The 19,646-nt window shown below is 42.3% G+C and carries 21 protein-coding genes and 1 tRNA gene; 10 read left to right on the top strand and 12 right to left on the bottom strand.

All coding sequences use genetic code 11. The annotated features are described in order from the left end of the window. Positions 1 to 44: 44 nt before the first annotated feature. Together METLIM_RS02740 and METLIM_RS02735 are read right to left on the bottom strand one after the other, a co-directional pair. Complete coding sequence (locus METLIM_RS02740; RefSeq protein WP_048145526.1) at positions 45 to 596, bottom strand: hypothetical protein; 552 nt, start codon at positions 594 to 596, stop codon at positions 45 to 47. A 38-nt stretch (positions 597 to 634) separates the two neighbouring features. Continuing rightward, positions 635 to 1,009 (bottom strand): hypothetical protein, encoded by a 375-nt coding sequence (locus tag METLIM_RS02735; RefSeq protein ID WP_157202216.1) that lies wholly within the window; start codon positions 1,007 to 1,009, stop codon positions 635 to 637. Between the two features lie 472 nt (positions 1,010 to 1,481). On the opposite strand from METLIM_RS02735, the gene METLIM_RS02730 reads away from it, so the two are divergent. Both METLIM_RS02730 and METLIM_RS02725 read left to right on the top strand, forming a co-directional pair. Further along, complete coding sequence (locus METLIM_RS02730; protein ID WP_004076361.1) at positions 1,482 to 2,561, top strand: TolB-like translocation protein; 1,080 nt, start codon at positions 1,482 to 1,484, stop codon at positions 2,559 to 2,561. Between the two features lie 29 nt (positions 2,562 to 2,590). Beyond that, the gene (locus METLIM_RS02725) at positions 2,591 to 3,619 is read left to right on the top strand and encodes a hypothetical protein (protein ID WP_157202215.1); all 1,029 of its coding nucleotides are present in this window, start codon (positions 2,591 to 2,593) and stop codon (positions 3,617 to 3,619) included. Positions 3,620 to 4,092: 473 nt separating this feature from the next. Here the strand turns inward: METLIM_RS02725 and METLIM_RS02720 are convergent, their stop codons facing one another. After that, a complete protein-coding gene (locus tag METLIM_RS02720; RefSeq protein ID WP_004076358.1) occupies positions 4,093 to 4,362 on the bottom strand; it encodes an eS24 family ribosomal protein in 270 nt (89 codons plus the stop codon). Positions 4,363 to 4,806: 444 nt separating this feature from the next. Between METLIM_RS02720 and METLIM_RS02715 the strand changes: the two genes are divergently transcribed. Next, the gene (locus tag METLIM_RS02715) at positions 4,807 to 5,037 is read left to right on the top strand and encodes a hypothetical protein (protein WP_004076356.1); all 231 of its coding nucleotides are present in this window, start codon (positions 4,807 to 4,809) and stop codon (positions 5,035 to 5,037) included. Between the two features lie 134 nt (positions 5,038 to 5,171). On the opposite strand, the gene METLIM_RS02710 is transcribed toward METLIM_RS02715, so the two are convergent. The 5 genes from METLIM_RS02710 to METLIM_RS02690 all read right to left on the bottom strand — a co-directional run bounded on the left by METLIM_RS02710 (position 5,172) and on the right by METLIM_RS02690 (position 9,217). Next, positions 5,172 to 6,470: an Lcl C-terminal domain-containing protein gene (locus METLIM_RS02710; RefSeq protein WP_052300870.1), complete on the bottom strand. Its 1,299-nt coding sequence runs from the start codon at positions 6,468 to 6,470 to the stop codon at positions 5,172 to 5,174. 69 nt (positions 6,471 to 6,539) lie between these two features. Further along, on the bottom strand, positions 6,540 to 6,980 hold the full coding sequence (locus METLIM_RS02705; protein WP_004076351.1) for a hypothetical protein: 441 nt from the start codon (positions 6,978 to 6,980) through the stop codon (positions 6,540 to 6,542). Next, on the bottom strand, positions 6,980 to 7,285 hold the full coding sequence (locus tag METLIM_RS02700; protein ID WP_004076348.1) for a winged helix-turn-helix domain-containing protein: 306 nt from the start codon (positions 7,283 to 7,285) through the stop codon (positions 6,980 to 6,982). The genes METLIM_RS02705 and METLIM_RS02700 overlap by 1 nt, the downstream gene beginning before the upstream one ends. 253 nt (positions 7,286 to 7,538) lie before the next feature. Next, on the bottom strand, positions 7,539 to 8,027 hold the full coding sequence (locus tag METLIM_RS02695; protein WP_004076346.1) for a DUF4411 family protein: 489 nt from the start codon (positions 8,025 to 8,027) through the stop codon (positions 7,539 to 7,541). Between the two features lie 2 nt (positions 8,028 to 8,029). After that, positions 8,030 to 9,217, bottom strand: coding sequence for an ImmA/IrrE family metallo-endopeptidase (locus tag METLIM_RS02690; protein ID WP_048145523.1), 1,188 nt, complete (start codon positions 9,215 to 9,217; stop codon positions 8,030 to 8,032). 400 nt (positions 9,218 to 9,617) lie between these two features. Between METLIM_RS02690 and METLIM_RS02685 the strand changes: the two genes are divergently transcribed. From METLIM_RS02685 to METLIM_RS02670, 4 genes are all read left to right on the top strand, one after another. Next, positions 9,618 to 9,827, top strand: coding sequence for a hypothetical protein (locus METLIM_RS02685; RefSeq protein WP_004076343.1), 210 nt, complete (start codon positions 9,618 to 9,620; stop codon positions 9,825 to 9,827). Positions 9,828 to 9,989: 162 nt separating this feature from the next. Next, positions 9,990 to 11,669, top strand: coding sequence for an Eco57I restriction-modification methylase domain-containing protein (locus METLIM_RS02680; RefSeq protein WP_004076342.1), 1,680 nt, complete (start codon positions 9,990 to 9,992; stop codon positions 11,667 to 11,669). Positions 11,670 to 11,673: 4 nt separating this feature from the next. Further along, complete coding sequence (locus METLIM_RS02675) at positions 11,674 to 12,603, top strand: BsuBI/PstI family type II restriction endonuclease (protein ID WP_004076341.1); 930 nt, start codon at positions 11,674 to 11,676, stop codon at positions 12,601 to 12,603. A gap of 269 nt (positions 12,604 to 12,872) precedes the next feature. After that, positions 12,873 to 13,985 carry an OBG GTPase family GTP-binding protein gene (locus METLIM_RS02670; protein ID WP_004076340.1) on the top strand — a complete coding sequence of 371 codons (1,113 nt, stop codon included), beginning with the start codon at positions 12,873 to 12,875 and terminating at the stop codon, positions 13,983 to 13,985. Between the two features lie 150 nt (positions 13,986 to 14,135). Here the strand turns inward: METLIM_RS02670 and METLIM_RS02665 are convergent, their stop codons facing one another. Both METLIM_RS02665 and METLIM_RS02655 read right to left on the bottom strand, forming a co-directional pair. After that, on the bottom strand, positions 14,136 to 14,918 hold the full coding sequence (locus METLIM_RS02665; protein ID WP_281034220.1) for a response regulator: 783 nt from the start codon (positions 14,916 to 14,918) through the stop codon (positions 14,136 to 14,138). Positions 14,919 to 15,157: 239 nt separating this feature from the next. Beyond that, entirely contained in the window at positions 15,158 to 16,273 is a 1,116-nt protein-coding gene (locus METLIM_RS02655) for a tRNA (guanine(10)-N(2))-dimethyltransferase (RefSeq protein WP_004076338.1), read from the bottom strand. Between the two features lie 83 nt (positions 16,274 to 16,356). Here METLIM_RS02655 and METLIM_RS02650 point away from each other — a divergent pair. The 3 genes from METLIM_RS02650 (at position 16,357) to METLIM_RS02640 (ending at position 17,925) form a co-directional block, all read left to right on the top strand. Beyond that, positions 16,357 to 16,431 (top strand) — tRNA-Arg (locus METLIM_RS02650). Between the two features lie 145 nt (positions 16,432 to 16,576). After that, positions 16,577 to 17,434 carry a geranylgeranylglycerol-phosphate geranylgeranyltransferase gene (locus METLIM_RS02645; RefSeq protein WP_004076337.1) on the top strand — a complete coding sequence of 286 codons (858 nt, stop codon included), beginning with the start codon at positions 16,577 to 16,579 and terminating at the stop codon, positions 17,432 to 17,434. 32 nt (positions 17,435 to 17,466) lie between these two features. Beyond that, positions 17,467 to 17,925, top strand: coding sequence for a polymer-forming cytoskeletal protein (locus tag METLIM_RS02640; protein WP_004076336.1), 459 nt, complete (start codon positions 17,467 to 17,469; stop codon positions 17,923 to 17,925). Here the strand turns inward: METLIM_RS02640 and METLIM_RS02635 are convergent. Together METLIM_RS02635 and mtnA are read right to left on the bottom strand one after the other, a co-directional pair. Then, positions 17,909 to 18,541 carry a DUF116 domain-containing protein gene (locus tag METLIM_RS02635; protein ID WP_157202213.1) on the bottom strand — a complete coding sequence of 211 codons (633 nt, stop codon included), beginning with the start codon at positions 18,539 to 18,541 and terminating at the stop codon, positions 17,909 to 17,911. The genes METLIM_RS02640 and METLIM_RS02635 overlap by 17 nt on opposite strands. 60 nt (positions 18,542 to 18,601) lie before the next feature. Beyond that, entirely contained in the window at positions 18,602 to 19,642 is a 1,041-nt protein-coding gene (gene mtnA, locus METLIM_RS02630; RefSeq protein WP_004076334.1) for an S-methyl-5-thioribose-1-phosphate isomerase, read from the bottom strand. Positions 19,643 to 19,646 lie beyond the last annotated feature (4 nt).

Raw genomic sequence — 19,646 nt, 5'->3', positions numbered from 1 at the left:
ACCCTCCTGTTCTTTCTCTTTTTAAATGAAAATCTGACTGTGCTTTACAGATTCTTATAGCAGTCTGTTATCAGTTTAAAAAACCCGAATATTATTATCATGACAATTAATATCTCTGCAAAAAAGCCGAAATGAAGTATAACAAGAGCAGTTATGCTCTCTTCTCCGGCTATGAACTGTGAACTGTCAGTTATCAGATCTAAAAACCAGCCGGTTAAAAAAAGCCTCTGTCCGAAGAAATCCGGCGGAAAATGCTGTCCTGCAATCATTTCCGGAACAATTACCATTGTTATGATGAAAGGGAATGATACAAACGGGACAAGGAATGCTGCTATTGTCTCACCTTTTTTGGATAATATATTGTCAAATATGGCCATTGATATTGATACTGAACAGGCAACAGTGAATGCTATGAGTGTAAACCAGGTAATTACCGGAATAAACGGAATGTTTTCATAATCTGAAATTACAATAAGTGCTGCCGGTAAAACCAGTAATTGCAGGAAAACTGCAACTGTAATCCTGATGGTTCGCCTGAAATTCATCAGGGCGTAATAGAGCACCAGTGACAATATTGAAGGCAGAAGAATCAGCAATAAAAACCAGATCATATTTGAACTCTTATCTCTTTTGGCTAAAGTGAATGCATCATATTCATGGCCATCACAAACGGGCTTAATATTAGGCAGCAGACGGACAATACCGTTTTTCTTTTCTTTAATACTCCTCCTGTCCCTGCAATTCCAATTGCCAGTGCCGGGAAAATCTTATCTCTGTGATTCTGAAGATATGAAAAAATTATCTCAGAATTTGAGGAGTACATCATTTCATCCGCGAGACAGGCTAAAGCTACCGGAATAAACGGGACAATTATGTAATATGTAAGAAACGGAATGACAAAAGCAAGAATCAGCACCTGGTATTCTTCAGGTCCGCTACCTGGATATTTACCTGAATACTTTTCATCAGGTTCTGGTACATTACCATTCATTCCGAAATATACTGCCATTACCGGTGCAATGAAAAATATCAAATTCAGGGTGGAATTGCTGATCATATAGAATTCTGTTACTATATATGACATCACTGAGATGAAGATCAGCAGGAATACTACAGTCAAAGCAGACAGGTAAAAGCAGTAACCTGAATTTAACATAGATATTTTACTCCCCTTCAGTTCTAAACACCCCAATATACCCCTTAATAAAAAGTCAAATACCCTGTCTGTTTTATTGGCTGATGAATTTTTATTTTTGCCTTTTAAGGCCTTAATCTTCAGTTATGTAAGTTATAATATATATGTCCCTCTCACCATACCATTGAACTATCGTCTGTGACTGGAAAAAAGTTAATGATGTTATGTCATGTAACGCATTTCATGTTGGATCTTTTATTTTCGTGACTGTTCAATGGTATGGTGAGAGGTCTTTAAGGTATCTTAGCATAATATTTTAGAAGTAATAATCTGCAGGATATTTTTCATGGTGGGAATTTTAATAAGTACAGGGGTAGCTGCCGTGTCAGGCAAAGTTCCGGAGAAAAAACATCTCTTTAAAATTATAATCCCGGCATTTTCAGTGGTTATACTTATTCTCTCTTTTCCGACTGTCTCCGCCGGAGAACCGGTCATGTTCTCCGAGGGGCATTCATACGACCCTTATGTCTTTGGGGATTATATTGTCTATACTGACTTTAAGGACGATCCTTATGGAAATTATCCTGAGTGGAAGAGGTACGGGATTATCCGGGGAAAACCACCCTTAAGACTTCTCTCAAGGGGGAATATATATCTGTACAACATATCCTCAGATAAGTCAGTTCCGGTTTACAAAAGCGTATCCCGTAGTGGTTTTCCGTGGATTGAAAATGACACTGTCTTCTGGTATGAGGACAGGACGTCACCGGCGTACTATGATCCGGGAGATCCAAATCCCTATGAACTGTTACTCTATTCTGTACCTCTTAAGAGAATAAGCAGTGAGGCGGCAGACAACTACTCACTGCTAAATCCGGATGTCACATCTGCATGGGAGTTATCCTATAGTTACAAAAATAACCGCAGACCGGATTTCTCTTCAAATCTGACAGAAGTAGTTCACGGAGATGCCGGAACTTCTGATCTCTATATGTATTATACAGATCCTGATTCCGGTAATCAAACGCTGATTGCATCCGGCCCTTATGTTGATTATGCCAGTCCTCAGGTATTTAAAGACCGGATTTTCTGGGAAGACTGCCGGTCCGGTTATTCACAGATTTATATGTATGACCTGAAGAACGGAGAGGAATATCACATATGTCCGCAGAATTTCGCCCAGTATGACTGCTCCGTTGACGGGGATATAGTGGCCTGGACGACATTCGGTGGTGACCTTTATTTCACTGATATCTCAGGACTGACAGAACCTGATTTATCCGGAAATATGACTGATAACGAGTCTGCCGGATATGGTTCCCCGGAAGCTGGCAGAGCAGCAGAATCCGGTATGGGATCAATAGTGTTCATGTCTCTGCCACTGGCTGTTTTTCTGGTTCTAAAATGTCAAAGAGGTAAAAGATGAAATATAATATGCTTAGAACAGTTCCGGAAATGTTTAGATTAACTGTAATCTTAATTGTGTTTCTGATTGTGGTCTGTACTGCCGGATGTACAGATAGTGCTGCTGAAGTTCCTGACCAAAATCCCGGTGATGATCCGTTATCCGTATCAGACAATAATCTGAGTGAACTGTCTGATAAAGGGATATATCCTGCAACTCCTGAGGATGTTGAAGCCTTAAATAACTACGTTCCTCCGGTTGAAAAACTTATCAGTGATCTAAAAGTTCAGGGGATGGATGATGAGAATATTACTGAAGTACTTGCAGAACAGGGTTACGGCTGGTATCCGGAAACAGGAGCATGGTGGAAAGGGACGAGACCAACTGCGGAGCAGCAGAAGGATATTGCTCTAATCCGGGGTCCGGACTACTCTCCGTTTCCGGATGATAACAATGAAAAAATCGAACCATGTTTATGTTTTTGTGAAATTCTGACAATTGACAATGTCAGTGCAGGAGGATACTCAATGATCTCTGATTATACCAATGACAATGAAATTACAATGAACCTTGAGCTTTATGATATTACCCGTCTTTCTTACAATGATTCACTGTTTGAGGAAAATCCGCTCATTTACAGGGCATTTTATAATGAGTACGGCGGCGGACACGGCAGGGCTTACCTGAAACCTGAAGAGACGGAATATGCTAATATGCACTACAGGAGCAAATATTTTGAATATAATGGCAGTTATTACACCACGACTGTAGGCAGGGGAACATGTCCTGCTGATGTATGCATCCCGAAAGATTATCCCGGTATGGACCTGACAGAGGATGAGGTAGTATCGCTTGCACTTGCAGACGGAGGGGTTATTGATTCAATAGGAGGTCTTGATTATAAAGTGTCCGGAGTCTGCATAACTGAAGATCGGGGTGAACCATTATATCAGGTGCAGATTTGGAGATATAAAGGAGAATATCCCTATGGTTCTGTAATCCCATATCTTAATGCCTCAGGTACGGTTGTGAAAGTTGGTCATTCTTATCCGTCACACATTCTTCCGGAAATAACATGATATTGTGCAGAAAAAAAAGTCCCTCATGAACCAGCCGGTTCACAGATGATGAATGAAACAGTGTATTGTTTCATAGGAGTCATTCATGAGCAATGGCTCACAGATAATGAATGAAGCAGTGCCCTGTTTCATAGGAGATTAGGATTTTACCGGAATAACGGGTGGGAATTATCGCAGTGTCGAGCATCTTATGAAGATGCTTCTCTCCTCATCAATCTATTCCTCTGTGTTACTGGTTTTTAGCCCCGCAAAAAGATCTTCATGATTGCAGTATTCTGCTGAAAAAAACTCTAATGTCGCTGCAAATCTAAAAAAACTCAAATGTTGCTGTAAATCTGAAAAACAGCATTTACTGGGATGAATAATCAACAGATGTCCGGCAGGGATATGACAGAAGATTACTGTGATAATCTATGTCCTGCTGCATGTGGCTGATTAGTCAGTAAAGGAGTAAAAAAAATATTTTTGAAGGTTTATTTCCTGGGTTTCTTCTCACACCGCTTCATTGTCTGTGAGTCCGGGTAAATCCTTGCCTTTCCGTTAGCCTGCTTCTTTCCCCTGACTGTCCTTAGTTTGTCGAGTGCCACAAGTTCCTGTGGTGCTCCGTAGCAGAGCGATATTTCATCCAGAATGTCCTTTCTTGCCGGAATTGCACCCTCAAAGTTTAAGGTAAATTCGATATCTTTTCTCTTCATCTCAACGCTCTCTTCGTATTTTGTGAAGTTTATGTCTATTGTGGTCATGATTTCTCCTTTTTCCCTGATTTAATCCTCTCAACCGTAAGGTCTGATCGTTCTAATATTATATTGCAGAATTTCACAGGATAAATATTTGTCTGTCAGTTTTTCAGCTTTTTGTAGTATTTGGGCGCTTCAGTTTTTGATAATGGTTCATCGTAATCAGATTATGTCATCAGTTTTGCGAGTCCGTGATCTTCGATTATTTCATCAATTATTGCAGAATCCTGAAATAGCAAAAGTAATGTTTCTTGATCTGTCATCTTTGGTTATAATATATCTATGTCTTATTTTGACAATTTAATACCCTCCACCTGTAATTGTATATATCTGCTGGATATCCTGATAAATCTCTGATCTGTTTACCGGTTGTTGCATAAGTTTCCGGTGATCTGTAAAATTCCGGATGACAAGCCATAACATTCCTCTTCTGCAAATATTATATCATCAATGATTACAGTCTGTTGTGCTGCCTGCGGGAAAAAACTATTCCGGTACCAAAAGATTGGCAAGGGCAGACTGCTTCACTGCTGGCATACCCGGATATCATCCAATCATTCTGTCAGGAGAGGTGATGACGTTTACTGTACCTGCGGTCAGCATATCGGAGTTGTTGAAACGAAGTGGATAAACCTTCACGGCGGTTCGTTTACTGTTAAAGGTTCAGCACTTAAGAAATGAATGCTGATTTTGCCTTAAAATCTGAGTCCTTAAGGCAGATTATTTCCTGTATAAAAAGAGAAATTAATGATGGTAATCTCTCAGAAGGGATTGGGGAAACTGATAACTATCCTGCAAAGTGAGTATTCTCTGACTTAAGTGTCCCTCACGCAAAGGACGTAGTTATAATAACGCTCTCCTCCTTCACCCAGTGGTCCGTCCTCAACTTTTGTGTCAAACCTGACAGCACCGGCACCGTGAGAGTCAGTACCACTATTGCCTACCGCAGTTCCGATTGCCACATACCAGGCGTAGTAGTATCCGGGATCCTGTTTGTTGAAGTAGGCACTTGTGCTTGTCCAGTAGTAGCCGTAATCAGGGTCATAGTTGGTTGTTCCAGCCGGAAGTTTGGTTACTGTAAAGAAGTCTGTGTCAATAGCAGGACCTAAGTCTGCTGCATCAGCGGCACTTGGTGAATGGGCGTAATCAACGATGCTCTGTAGTTCTTTAACATTTGGCAGACGCCAGTCATCATATCCTGCCAGTGTCAGATCTTCTGCATAGACCAGTGCACTGTCCCAGTCCATACCGCTGCCGATGTCTGCCTGCTGCCACATAAGTCCTGTTGCACTGTCTGTGATGGTGCCGTCACCATCGTCTGTGAAATCATTTACTCCGTATGAATATCCGCGGACTGCTCTGACGTGGTTGCCCATCCGGCCTGAAACTTTAGCCGGATAGGCTTTGATATGTCCTGTTCCGTGATTGACACCGAAAGCTGCATCTGTGCCGCCTTCAACTGTTGTGCCGACGTAGGGTTCTGTCCAGTACTGCTCGTCCTTGCTGACTTCCCCTGAATCTGCCAAGTCAAAATATTCTGTGTCCAGATAAGGCCATCCTTCTGAGAAATCGCTTATGGAGAAGAGTTCTTTCGTTGTTGGCATACGCCAGTCGTCATATCCGCCAAGTTCTAAGGATTCGCAGTAATCATAAGCCTCTTCATAGTTCAGGCCGGTATTTTCAGGTGTCCTCTGCCATGTCAGCCCTGTATTTAAGTCATATACTGTAAGGCCGTCACTGCTGGTCTCGTAAGCCGGCTGATTGCCCGAATACTGGGAATCCTGTCCGTAGAATGCCTCTCCTTCAGCCGGACATGTGATCTCTTCAATGTTATTGAAGAATTTTGTCTGCCCTGTATCAACTATGGTGTATGTCGTCTTTCCTGCCGGGGCGGTATTCTTTGAAGCAGTACTTAAGGGAACAGAACCGGTATCTGTCTCTTCTGCTGATGGTGATTCTGTCTGTCCTGAATCTGTCTGCGATATACATCCGGCAAAGAGGGCCATTATGGCCATTGCAACGATGAGTGCAATAATTCCCTTATGATATTTCATCTCTCTCTCCTCTGCATAGAGTTGTACTTTGGAGTAGTGATAACCAAATGCCGGAATCACTTCCGGATTACACCCAAATCATACCCAAATTTACGTATGGGGTGATAAAAAAGAACGGCAAAAAAAGGATTATTCAAGGCTGATTCTGATGAGGATTAAGAGGGCTGCTGTTGCACAGAGGTCCGGGATTATCTGGAATATTCCTACATAGCCCGGAATTCCGCCAAGGAGGGTTACGATTATCGGGTTTGATGTGACGGCATACATGCCCAGGGATATGATAACTGCTATGAGTCCAAGGGTGAATGAACTCTTTATTTTTCTGTATATCCCGGCGTAGATGATGAAGAGCGGGATTATCAGACCGAGGTTTATGAATGAGATCAGTGTTTTTATCTGGATATTTTCTTCCTTTATTGGGGGTTCCATGTTTCCGGTGTTTTGCGGCTGTTCCGGATTTTCACTGGCTTCATGGTGGGGCATCTTAATAAATGAAGGAATGGTAAACCCTGCAACCAGAATTGCAATCACTGAGATGGTAATTATTAAGATGATACTGTTATTTTTCATTACTCTGTTTCTCCCAAATTATCATCCGGAATATCAATTTGTCTCCAGATTTCTATGAACTCATCATATTTTTTGTTTAATCCTTCTGACAGAAAATACATGGTGCCATATCCCTCTCCTACCTGTGTGATGAGGTTGTTTTTTTTCAGGACGTCTAAATGGTGGCGGATGGTCTTATAGTCCAGACTAAGTGTCTGTGTCAGCTGGTTGGCATTGTATGGCCTTTTATGCAGGGCAATGATGATTCTGGCACGGTTTATTCCTCCTTTAGAACCGGCTATAAGCCACCACAATACCTGTTTCACTTAAGCACCCTTAAAAATCCCCGGATAATTTTTTACTGGTCCCTTTTATCCGGTTTTACGTTATTTGGTTTTTATTTATTAAATGTCGATTTTTCCGGTAATAACATCTTCTCTATTTTTTGGCAGTACTTATCTGTTAATTTTCCGGGTGGATTTATGTTTTGCTAAGATTCTGGTTGGCAATAAATAGGTTTTCTGTGTGTTTGTAATTTTTCAGGTGTTCTGTTTCCTGATGGTATAAATGAGTAGTAATTTATATTTTCAGGCTGACTTTCTGAATTTTCATAAGGTCAAATATTGTTATGTACTCGACATTAAATGTCTCAGATATATTCGGTATTTTCACTTTTTTTGTTCCCGGCCCTGCTTTTGCTTCATGGGTTACAACAGCATAATCGCCGGTCATTGCAGTAGCAATCAGCCAGGGATCGGCCCTTGAGAGGAAGAAGTTTTTGTTCTCGCGGCTGAATCTCCTGTTGTTTGTTACGTAATTTGTAACTTCTCTCATTTTATCCTGAATCTCCCGGTCTGCTTCAATAAAGCAGTTTAAAGGAAATTCTGAGATCCATTCCTTCAATTCATCATCATTTTCAGTGATCTCATTTCTGACTTCGCGTATTGTCAGGAAAGACTGTTCTTCTGTAAATATTTCCAGCCAGTTCCAGAATCCCGGAGCAATTTTAAATGAATAGTATCTGTTCTTCGCTTCGATGAATACATTTGAATCCAGCAGATACTTCATATTCAATATCCCAGCCTTCCTGAAAATTCCTTAAGGCTCTCTGCATTTCTTATACCGAGCAGCCTGAAGGCATCACGGTAGAGCATCCGGTTGGAATTTACTTCCGATATTACAGCCAGAGCAAGGTTTCTTCCGGTTTTAAACCTCCTCAGCAGATATGGGTCTGGTCCGCCATGCTCTTCCCTTCTCTTTTCTTTCATTGCCTCAATGCGGGTTATTTCCTCTGAGTATAACTTCTGCTTCTCGTCACAGCTTATTAAGTTCAGTTGATAAGCACGGTAGACACATACGAGCCTGCTGACTTTAAGCCTGAGCCGTATATTGTCCAGATTTTTATCTATGCTCTCTTTTTTATTCCAGATACTTATGAACCGTTCTTTTGGTGTAAGGAACTCAGCAGCAACCTGGTTACACCATCTCTCCTGTGGGACTGAATGGTTAATTTCAAGTGTATTGTCCAGAACTCCGCTGACTCCTATTAACAGGTGCGCTATCTCATGGATCAGGGTGAATGTCCGGGCGGGTTTTGCATCCCTGCCGTTAATGAAGATAATTGGTGCATATCTGTCTGAGAGTACAAATCCCCGGAATTCTTCTTCGTCCAGGGGGCGGCGGGTATTGTTTTTGAGTGAACTGTTGACGATTACGGTAATTCCTGCATCCTCAGCATGGTTTAGGAGGTAACCAAATGCCCTTTCCCAGTCACGGCACTTCAGATATTCGTCCTCATCAATTCTGAGAATTTTCTTAATATTCTTTGCAGTTAGTTCTGGATCTGAATTTATGTCATATTTCCCGATATATTTTAGGGGTTCTGAATCTTCTGCGATTAGGTAATCACGATACCACTCCTGTTTAAGTCTGGCATCGCTTATGGTCTCAAGAAGTTCGGCGCTTGGTATTATTATGTCTTCCAGACCGTGTGTCCTGAAATCTGCTATTGGAAGTTCATCTTCCGGGGGATTGTCTGCAAATAGGAGACCATAGGGGACGAGTGATATCTTTGAGAGGGATCTGGCTTTTGCTACTGTTATTGCAAGCTCTCCGGATTCCCATTTTTTGACTTTATCTGTGTTCGTTTTAAGTTTCTCTGCCAGTTCTTCTATGGACAGTCCGGCCCTTTCTCTTGCCCACTTAATCATTTCACCCTTTATGATAGTCTCCATTTCTCTCTCCTCATCTGGTTTCATTGTATTTTTGCTGCAAAGTTCTCAGTTTTTGTTGTGAATTCAACATTGGATATTAATTTATATTAGTATTTCCTGGAGTTTGATCTTTGGTCCGGGCAGTTTTTAATTCAGCAGTCTGATGAGGCAAAACTTACCGGAAAGGAATCCCTGTTGTCAGAATGATCATTGTCCAAAGTTAATGGCGGGAAACGGATTATCATGTGGCATTTGTTTTCTGATCTGGTTGTTCCAGTGGGGCACTGTCTGAAAATCCAGTGATGGGAGATTGTTCATATTTACAGGTCCCTTTTTTATTGATTTAGGGCCAGAGAAATTAGTTTTATGTTTAGGCATCACTGAAAACCCGACTGTGCCGCCTGTGATGAATAATTATATATTATAGCATGTTTTTGTAATAATTATGGCAACATATAAGCAAATTATGGATTGGGTTAAAAAAAATTATGGAATTTCCGTTAAAACATGTTGGATTGCGAACATTAAAGAGGATGTAGGTTTGGAATTAAGGAAGGCACCAAATAGAATTGACTCAAATAAAAGGAAATATTCATGCCCCCCGGAAAAAAGAGACTTGATAATTGAAGCTTTTAGACATTTCAGGATGATTTAATGTCTGCAATTGCACTGATGAATACCAATTAATATATTTTTTAGGTGTTGCTTTGTTAATTTATCTGATCTGCAATATTACCTATGTTTTATGGGGTGTTGGGAATATTTCTTTTTCCCCGACACCCAATATCTTTAAAAACGGAGTACAATATTAATACAGATGTCCTCTCTGAATTCTCCGGCTGAAGGATTTAAAAATTCAGGTTTAACTGTTCCGGATGATAATCAGGATTCTTTCAGTCTGATTGATCTGGCTATAGATCTATCTTTAAAGCATTCAGCCGGAATTTCAATAGATGAGAGGAAGAAGATAGGACAGATCTTCACCCCCAAAGAGACGGCAGTGTTCATGGCCGGATTTATCAATATTAATCCCGGTAAAAGCAATATTTCCGGTTGTGATAACAACTCTGATATGGCTGAATTTTCTCTTATGGACCCTGGAGCCGGAACCGGAAACCTGCTCTCAGCAGTATGCCAGAGAATACTGAATGAAGCAGAAAGTCCGATGAATATCAGGGTTGATGCCTTTGAGTGTGATCCTCTGGTAATTCCATCTTTGAAACAGGTTATGGAGAACTGCCGGAACTTTTTGCAGGCAGAAGGACACAGATTTCAGTTTAATATCATTGATGAGGATTTTATACTTCATAATGAGCAATATCTTGAAAAAGGCTCTTTGTTCCGGGAAAAAGATCTCTTCTGCTACGATGCAGTAATCTCCAATCCACCATATTACAAGATTAATAAACAGTCCTCTCAGGCTCTTATAATGAAGGATTTCCTGTCAGGTCAGCCGAATATTTATGGTCTTTTCATGGCTCTTTCAGCCCATATGGTGAAAGATTCCGGAGATATTGTATTTATTACACCCAGAAGCTTCTGCTCAGGGTTATATTACAGAAAGGTCAGGAACTGGTTTATTAAATACACCTGCATTGATCGGATACATAATTTTGAGTCAAGAAAAAACCGGTTTTTGAATGATTCCATTCTTCAGGAGAATGTAATAGTTCATGCAGTTAAAACAAAGGCTGAAATGTGCCCTTCCTCCCTTATAAGCAGTTCATATGACAATCTCTTCACTGACGGTCATCAGATAGAAGTGCCTTACAGAGATTTGATCTTTAACAGAGCTGATGAAAACATTATCCGGATTCCAACTTCAGAAACAGAACTGAAGATAATTGAACTTGTGGATTCATGGAAATACACCCTGAGTGATTTCGGGCTTAGGATGTCAACCGGCCCTGTGGTTGATTTCAGGACAAAAGAAAATCTGAGGGATAATTATTCTGAAGGTAAAGATGCCCCTCTTCTCTGGATGCAGAATTTTCAGGGCAAAGAGATAATCTGGCCTGTTGAAGGGTTAAAAAAACCCTGTGCCATTGAGGTAAATTCAACAACTGCCGGTATTCTTCTGCCTGTGAAAAATTACGTCCTGATTAAGCGTTTTACTTCCAAAGAACAGAAGAGGCGTCTCTCTGCAACACCTTTCCTCAAAGAAGATTTCAGTAATTATGAGATGATCGGTTTTGAAAACCATCTGAATTACATTCACCGGCCAAAAGGTTTTCTCTCTGAGGATGAGACATTCGGCCTGACTGCCTTCCTGAATACAAAATTAATAGATCTCTATTTCAGGGCAATGAACGGGAATACCCAGGTGAATGCGTCAGAAATTAATATTCTTCCAGTTCCGGATATCTCTTTTATAACTGATATAGGATCAAAATTCCGGGATTTAACGGAGGTTTCATCCGCAAATCCGGATGAGATTGTTGGAAATATCCTTGGTATTGATAATGATCTGATTAAATGCCTGAAATACAGGAGTTAATACAATGGCAAAGACTGATGAAGCACTTGAGATACTGAATAAACTGGGTATTCCAAAGGCACAGTTAAATGATAGATCTGCACTTACCCTTCTTGCAATTGTTGGTTTGAAAGAGGGATCAGACTGGGGCAAAGCCGTTCAGAGATCAATAATAATTCATGATATTATGAATTTCATCCGGGAAAATTATAATGTAGATTATGCAGAAAATTCAAGAGAAACTATCAGAAGACAGACAATTCATCAGTTTGAACAGGCCGGTCTGCTGATTAAAAATATTGATGACCCAAAAAGACCGACAAACAGCCCAAAGACAGATTATGCCGCAACCAGAGATCTGCTGAATGTTCTTCATAGTTATGGTACAGATGAATTTGAGACTTCTGTGGATGACTTCATCTTAAATAATGGCAGTCTTGTTGATGCCTATAATAAAAGAAGACGAAAGCACCAGTTAACGGTAAACACTGAGGGTGTGGAACTGAAGTTTTCTCCCGGAAAACACAATCAGCTTCAGATTGATATCATTCAGAAGTTAAAGCCGGAATTTTTCAGCGATGCAGAACTTCTCTATGTCGGTGACACTTCGGATAAAATGCTTTATCTGAATGAAGTTCTGATCCGGAGACTGAAATTCCCTGTAAAAAAACATGAAAATCTCCCCGATGTCGTATATTATGAAGAGAAGAGGAATCTGTTATTCTTAATTGAGGCTGTCACTTCACACGGACCAATGACGCCCAAGAGGATAACCGAGATAGATGAAGCATTAACTGGTCATGACAGCCTGAAGATATACATGACAGCTTTTCCTGATCAGAAGACATTCAGACGGTATATATCAGATATCGCCTGGGAGACTGAGGTCTGGATCTCTGACAGCCCTGAACATATGATTCATTTCAATGGCACTAAGTTCTTAACCGGAATATGATGATTCCGTCAGATAGTTTATACAGCCCTTTTTTTTGGTAGCATATTATTTTTTGTCATCCACATTCATAACAGCGCACCACAACCTCCGATATATCTCATAAAACCAAAAATTATGCTGCCTGGCGGAAAAGCCCAATTTAATCAATTTATTTAAATTTTGGTCTATATTGCCCGCATTTGTCATGTGGCCTCATCACATCTCCGGTAAATAACTGCATCCTTCATCCATCCTATTAAGTATTTTCCTGTCCCATAATAACCAGAATTATGTCTTCAATTGAGGAGCAGATACGGGAAATAGAGGATGAAATTAAAAATACAAAATACAATAAAGCGACATCACACCATATCGGCCGCCTGAAGGCAAAGGTTGCACGGCTCAGGGATGATGCCGTCACAAGGGCAATGGCATCGTCCGGAGGCGGCGAAGGATATAATGTAAAGAAATCAGGTGACGGTACAGTCGTCCTGGTTGGTTTTCCTTCAGTCGGAAAGTCAACACTCCTGAACAAACTTACAGGCACTGAGAGTGAAACCGCGGGTTACGCCTTCACCACAGTTTCCGTAATTCCGGGTGCGATGGAGCATAAAGGGGCAAATATTCAGATTCTTGATATCCCCGGACTTATCGCCGGTGCTGCGATGGGCAAAGGCCGCGGAAAAGAGGTAATTGCGGTTGTAAGAGGTGCAGATCTAATCCTTCTTCTCGGCGATGTGTACAATGAAAAGCATGTCAATGTCCTTATAAAGGAACTGTATGATGCAGGGATAAGACTCAACAAGGAAAAACCTGATATTACAATCAAAAAGACCTCAAGCGGTGGAATCAGGTTCAACTCGGTGGGCAACTCCGATCTTGACCTTGGTGAAATCAGGGCAATCCTTGCAGAGAACAAGATAATGAATGCTGACGTACTTGTCAGAGGCAGTGTAGATCAGGACGACTTCATAGATGCCATGTTTGGCAACCGCGTCTATATCCCCGCCTTCTTCTCAATCAATAAGATCGATCTCGTTGACGCTGAGACCAGAAAGGAGATTGACGCAGACGTCACAGAGAGGTTTGGCCTTCCGCCGGTTATGATCTCAGCCCACAGCGGATATAATGTCGAAGAATTGAAGGATTCGATCTATGACAACCTCGGCTTTATCAGGATCTACTTAAAACCGGTAGGAGGAAAGGCAGATATGGAAGAGCCTTTAATTATCAGAGAACCGGCAACCGTAGAATCGGTATGCAACAAACTCCACCGGGATTTTGTGGAGAAGTTCAGGTATGCCAAGGTATGGGGTGACTCAGTAAAGCACGATGCCCAGCGTGTAGGTCTTCCGCATGAACTCTGTGACGGGGATATACTTACTGTTGTAACAAGGGCATAAGTGGTCGGGAAAGAAAATATTATATTTTAACCTGGTGATTTCCGGATGGGTATCATCCCGTCCGGATATTTCTCCGGCGGCGTATTATCTCTGAACTATCCCTGGATTATGATAGGACCTTCCTGCCGGAAACTGAGAATTGTCAGGTGGTCAGCGTTTCTTAGAACCGGTTACGTCAATCTCGCCTTTTGACTTGAAGTGGATTTTAAAAAATGTCCCTACCTTATTCCCAAACGGATCATTGACCACCATAGATCTCACACTGGCGTGTTTATATCCGTTTTTGGTTGTCTTAATAGCGATATTTGTCTTTCCGCCAAAGAGTATACTCTCCCTGACCACATTCATATATGTATCCAGTATCGGCTCATGCGTTTTTGTGTCATAGAAGAGAATGAATTTATTTATCGAATTCATCAGCACCCGGCTCTCATCCTGATTAATCAGGTGCTCCGCATAGGGATTCATAAATATTATTCTGCCCATATCATCCAGCAGGAAATAGGCGTCAAGTTCTGATATAGACTGGCATGCCAGAATTCCGGTCTTGTTATACGCAAAATTATTGGATTTTTTCAGCAGTGCATCATTTTTAAGTGCAATCTCAATATTGACGCAGAGATCTCCGGCACCGAACGGCTTTGAGAGGAGGCATGCAGCACCTGCTGATGCAACATCATCCGGTAGTTTCATGATGTTATCTCCGGAGATGAAAATTACCGGGATATTGAAGAGTGATGTGATATATTTTGTCGCTGTAATTCCGTTTATATTCCCATCAAGATTTACATCCATTATAATAATCTTCGGCAGATGCCTGATTGCTTTCTTAATGGCATCCTCACCTTTTGAAACCTTATCAATTACAAGATAATCCTTCTGGTTGAGAAATCTCTCAATAAGGGAGGCAATTACATCATCGTTCTCTACGATTAATACCTCTTTTAATCCGGCATTATCTGAATATATCCTGTTTATTGAAATCCCCGTCCTTAATTTTACAGAATTATCTGATCTGCTTAATATCCGCCCCTTATGTAAATTAAGCGATCAGTCTCTGCCTGTATATATGAATATAAGCAAAATGAATATTTTTTTGTTTCTGTAATATTACTGTCTATAATATTATTGAACTGCCTATTTAAGATATGGGGGTATTGGTAAATGAATTTTTATCTCCGGCACAATATCTCTTTAATCTCCTTTAAAGGAGCATCCGTCTTTATTCCGGTGCCTGCGTAATGAACTCTTGAGGCTTTCCAACCGGAATTTATGAGTTCCTCAATGACGGTATCAATGGCCTTTGGCGATACCCTCCAGGTCTTTGCAAGCCTGTGGTAGTCGTAAAATGTCGATGAAGGCAGTTCATTCATGCAGGTATTTAGCAGTTTTTCTATCTGGTTTTTAGAGCCTAACTCAGTCTCAGGCAGAATTTCCGTCATCTGCCGGATAATTCCGGTATCTGACACGGCACCAAGCCATAGCGGACCGGCGGGGGTGAGTCTTGCTCCGCAGTCCGGGCAGGTTCTTCTCTCCGGCAATACTGCCTTCTCCTCCTCCCTGTACGGGCACTTTGGGCACTGGTGGATATATCCCAGATTTTCAAGCGCTTTATCTGCCCTTCCTGCTCCGTTTGTCATCTTAAGGTGGATTCTTACAAAATGCTCCCTTGCAAAGGAGAATAAAGGTTCAATGCCCCTGTCATACTTTGCCGCCTCCCTTAAGGCATAACCGAGAAGAATCCTGAGGCCAACTTCACTGTGGTAATCAGTATTCAGCGGCCTTGCGGCATACCTGCGTATTCCTGCCTTAAGGTGCGCTCCGCATAACGGTGCGGTATCGGTCGCTGTGGCAAATAAAAACCTCTTTGCACATCCTGAAGCTGAGTCCAGAAAAGGCGCAGGAGAACCGAAGGGATCGACATCGACTGCATCAAACCGCCTCTCGTTCATTATAACCTTCGCGTCCGAATGAACTACCTCAATATTCCGGCAGTATGTCTCACTGTTATATTCAAGAAGTGCGACTGCATCAGAGTCCTTCTCGTTTATTGTGGTCTCAATGCCGCATTCATGGGCTGCGCGGAAACCACGCACACCAGTTGCGCCCATTGCGTCAAGATATGTGGACGGGCTGAGGCATTTCATAAGTAAAACGGTTATGTCTCTGTTAATTTCCATGCGCCTGTTGAAGAAAACAGGCGCTGTTCCGGGCGGAAATTTCTCAGTATTGTCCTGTTTCGGCACCAGAAATTTTGTGGTGCCCTCTGTTACTTCAACAAGATCCATTATATCCTAAAAACTTATAATTAGGAAATCTTATACCTTATCCTGTACAATCTATATTGGCACAGGGTGTGCTTTATTTCTGTGGGTTTGTGGCCTAGCCTGGATATGGCGTTAGCCTCCTAAGCTAAAAGTCAGGGGTTCGAATCCCCTCAAGCCCGTAATTATTACCTTATTGCTTTCTAAAGACATTTTTGTGATTATTTTTCAGCTCCTGGTTAACGGACAAAAACGATCACAGGCTCATGTGACAGACTAAAAAGAAGTTACATTAATCTGAATTCCCCCTTATTACTATAGAACAAAATGAACAGAGGTTATATAAAAATCACAAGGCCGGTAAACTCGCTCTTTGCCGGTTTTGCGGTTCTTCTCGGCATAATAATTGCAAAGGGCACAATTCCGGGTGACAGTCCGGCTGAATACCTTATACTGATTCCTGTTGTAGCTATGATTACTGCTGCGGGCAATGTCATCAATGATTATTATGACCGGGAGATTGATGCAGTCAACCGCCCTGAGAGGCCGATTCCGTCCGGAAGCGTCAGTCCGAAGGGTGCTCTCTTATACAGCGCAGTTCTCTTTGCAGCAGGAATCTCAATCTCGTTCTTTGCAGGATTTCTCTGCCTGATAATAGCCTCTGTAAATTCTCTTCTTCTTGTTCTCTATGCAATGAAGCTTAAAGGAGTTCCGTTTGCAGGGAATATCTCGGTCTCCTATCTCTCTGCAAGCATATTTCTCTTCGGGGGCGCACTGTATGGGCTTTCCGGCCTCATCAACAATTTCCCTGTAGCCCTTATTACCTTCTTTGCGATTCTGTCAAGGGAGATACTTAAGGACGCTGAGGATGTCGAGGGTGACAGAGCCGGCGGTGTAAAGACGCTTCCGATGTACACCGGAATTTATAAATCATCCGTTCTGGCGTTTGTTTTCGCTCTGATCGCAGTAATTATCAGTCTGATGCCGGTCTTCAGGTGGTGGGGATTATATTATATCCTTCTGATTCTGGTTGCCGATGCTGTGATTATGGCAGGTGCAGTTAAGGGCGTTATGTCAGGTGACGACTCCGGCACTTTAAAAAGATCGGGCGCAACCGGAATTTTAAAGAACGGAATGTTTCTTGCGGTGGTGATTTTCATTCTTTCTGCTCTTCTCATAGGGTAATATTAATACAAATTGAGAAACCATTTTAATCAATGAAGATTTACCGGGACGGAAATACTTACATCGCACCAAAAGGGACATATTTTGAGGGCAATGTTAAGATTAACGGCGATTTTATTGTCCCACCCTGCACTCATTTCTGGGGGATACTTGTTGTGGACGGAAGGCTTGAGCTTGGCCCCAATTCTACGGTAGGCTCACGGGTAACATGCCGTGAAGCTGTGATCGGCTCAGGTACTGAGATTAAAGGCCCTGTCAATGCCTCCGGCAGTGTTACAGTATGCGACAGGGCCAGGATATCTTCGATAAATGCCGGCGGTGATGTGATTCTCAGACCCGGAATTGAAGTGGGTGATGTAAAATGCGAAGGAACACTTTTTGTGTATGGAAAAGTAAAGTCCGGGAAATTATTCGGCAGGCAGGTTAAAGTGCTGAGAGCCGATGCTGCTGCCAATAATGATTTTCCTGAAGAGGCTACTCCGGGCTGCTGAGAAGAGCGACTTCAAGGAGGTCATTCCAGTTCATAGTAGTCTCAACACACCCGTCTGTTGCGGTTAATACTCCCATACCGACAATTGACATTTTATCGGTAAGCTCAAGACCCTCTTTGACTTCCATGAGGCATCCTACGCCGATTATTCCTTCCGGCCTGTATTTTTTTACCATTCTCTTTATGAGGGTCGATCCCGGAGCAATCCATACCATATAGCCGAGGTTTTCCAGTTCGTCTATATGTGCTCCTATTTCACACCTGCCACATCTCCGGCAGACAAGCCCTTCGGGCGTCAGGTGTGCAGGGCACTGTGCATTTCTCAGACACTGTGGGAGAAATATTGCCCTTTTGTTATATGGTATTTTTGAGAATGGAACTGTGTTCATCTTGTTGTGGAGTCTTATGAAGAAAGTGACGAGCTCCTGGTCGTCAAGCCCGAAGAACCTGCATATCCCCTTTGCAAACCCTTCTGTCATCACAAGTCCGGGCTTAAGAATTGTAGGGAAATAGAACTGGCCGTTCTTTATTGAGTAAAATGAGATTGCCACAACAAGAAATGAGAGGAGAAACATTCCGACAATTATTATGATTGTGGCCTCACCTATCATTATCATCAGATTCTGCCATATTGAAATGTCGGATAACATATTTACAAAAAACTGGTTTTTATTGGTTTAAATATCTCTTCGTCCTGGCAGAGCTTCATTTCTGTCAAAAGGTGGTTTAAATACTCCTTTCTCCGTGATGACAGCCGTAATCAGGTCCATAGGTGTCGGGTCAAAGGCGTAGTTTAATGCTTCAACGCCATCGGGCATGAGCATCTTATCGCCGCAGAATGCAAGTTCGTCCCTTGATCTCAGTTCAATCTCAACATCGGCTTCCGAGAGTTCCGGGTCAAATGTGGAGTATGGTGCGGCAACGTAGAAAGGAATGTTGTGGTGCTTTGCACAGACCGCATGCATATATGTGCCTGTCTTGTTGAAGACCGCGTCATCGGTTATCCGGTCGGCGCCAACGATCACTGCATCGATCAGGCCCTTTCTCATAAGCATTGCTGCGGATGAGTCTGTGATTGTCTTTACCGGAATTCCGTCACGTGAGAGTTCAAATGCTGTGAGGCGTGAACCCTGGTTTAAGGGCCTTGTCTCACATGATATAACCGAGACTTCCTTTCCGGCTTTGCAGGCTGATCTTATTACTCCGAGTGCTGTGCCCCATTCTGAGCATGCCAGTGCACCGGCATTGCAGTGTGTAAGGACGGTGCACCTGTCAGGGAGAAGTTCTGCACCGTTTTCTCCTATCATCCTGCACATGGCGGCATCTTCGTCTCCGACCGCCTCTGCTTCTCTCAGGGTGACCTCTTTTATCTCTTCAGGGTTACCGCAGCCTTCTGCCGTCTTAAGCACCCTCTCAATGCCCCATGCGAGGTTTACTGCTGTCGGCCTTGTGGCTTTCAGGAGTTCTGCATCTCTTCTTAGACCTGTTAACATTCCGGTCTTATCTGTGCTCTCAGATACTGCTGCTGAAAGGGCAATGCCAAGACCTCCGGCAACGCCAAGTGCCGGTGCGCCCCTTACTTCGAGCCTTCTTATGGCCTCTGCAAGCTGCTCAACAGTGCTGCATTTTTTAAATCTGTATTCTGCCGGAAGTAGTGTCTGATCTATAAGGGAAATGCTCCTGCTGGCATAATCCCAGAATATTGTTCTTTCTGTCATAAAA

The organism is Methanoplanus limicola DSM 2279 (genome assembly GCF_000243255.1).
In the GTDB taxonomy this organism is placed as follows: Archaea; Halobacteriota; Methanomicrobia; order Methanomicrobiales; family Methanomicrobiaceae; genus Methanoplanus; species Methanoplanus limicola.
This window is presented reverse-complemented; position numbering and strand designations above follow the sequence as displayed.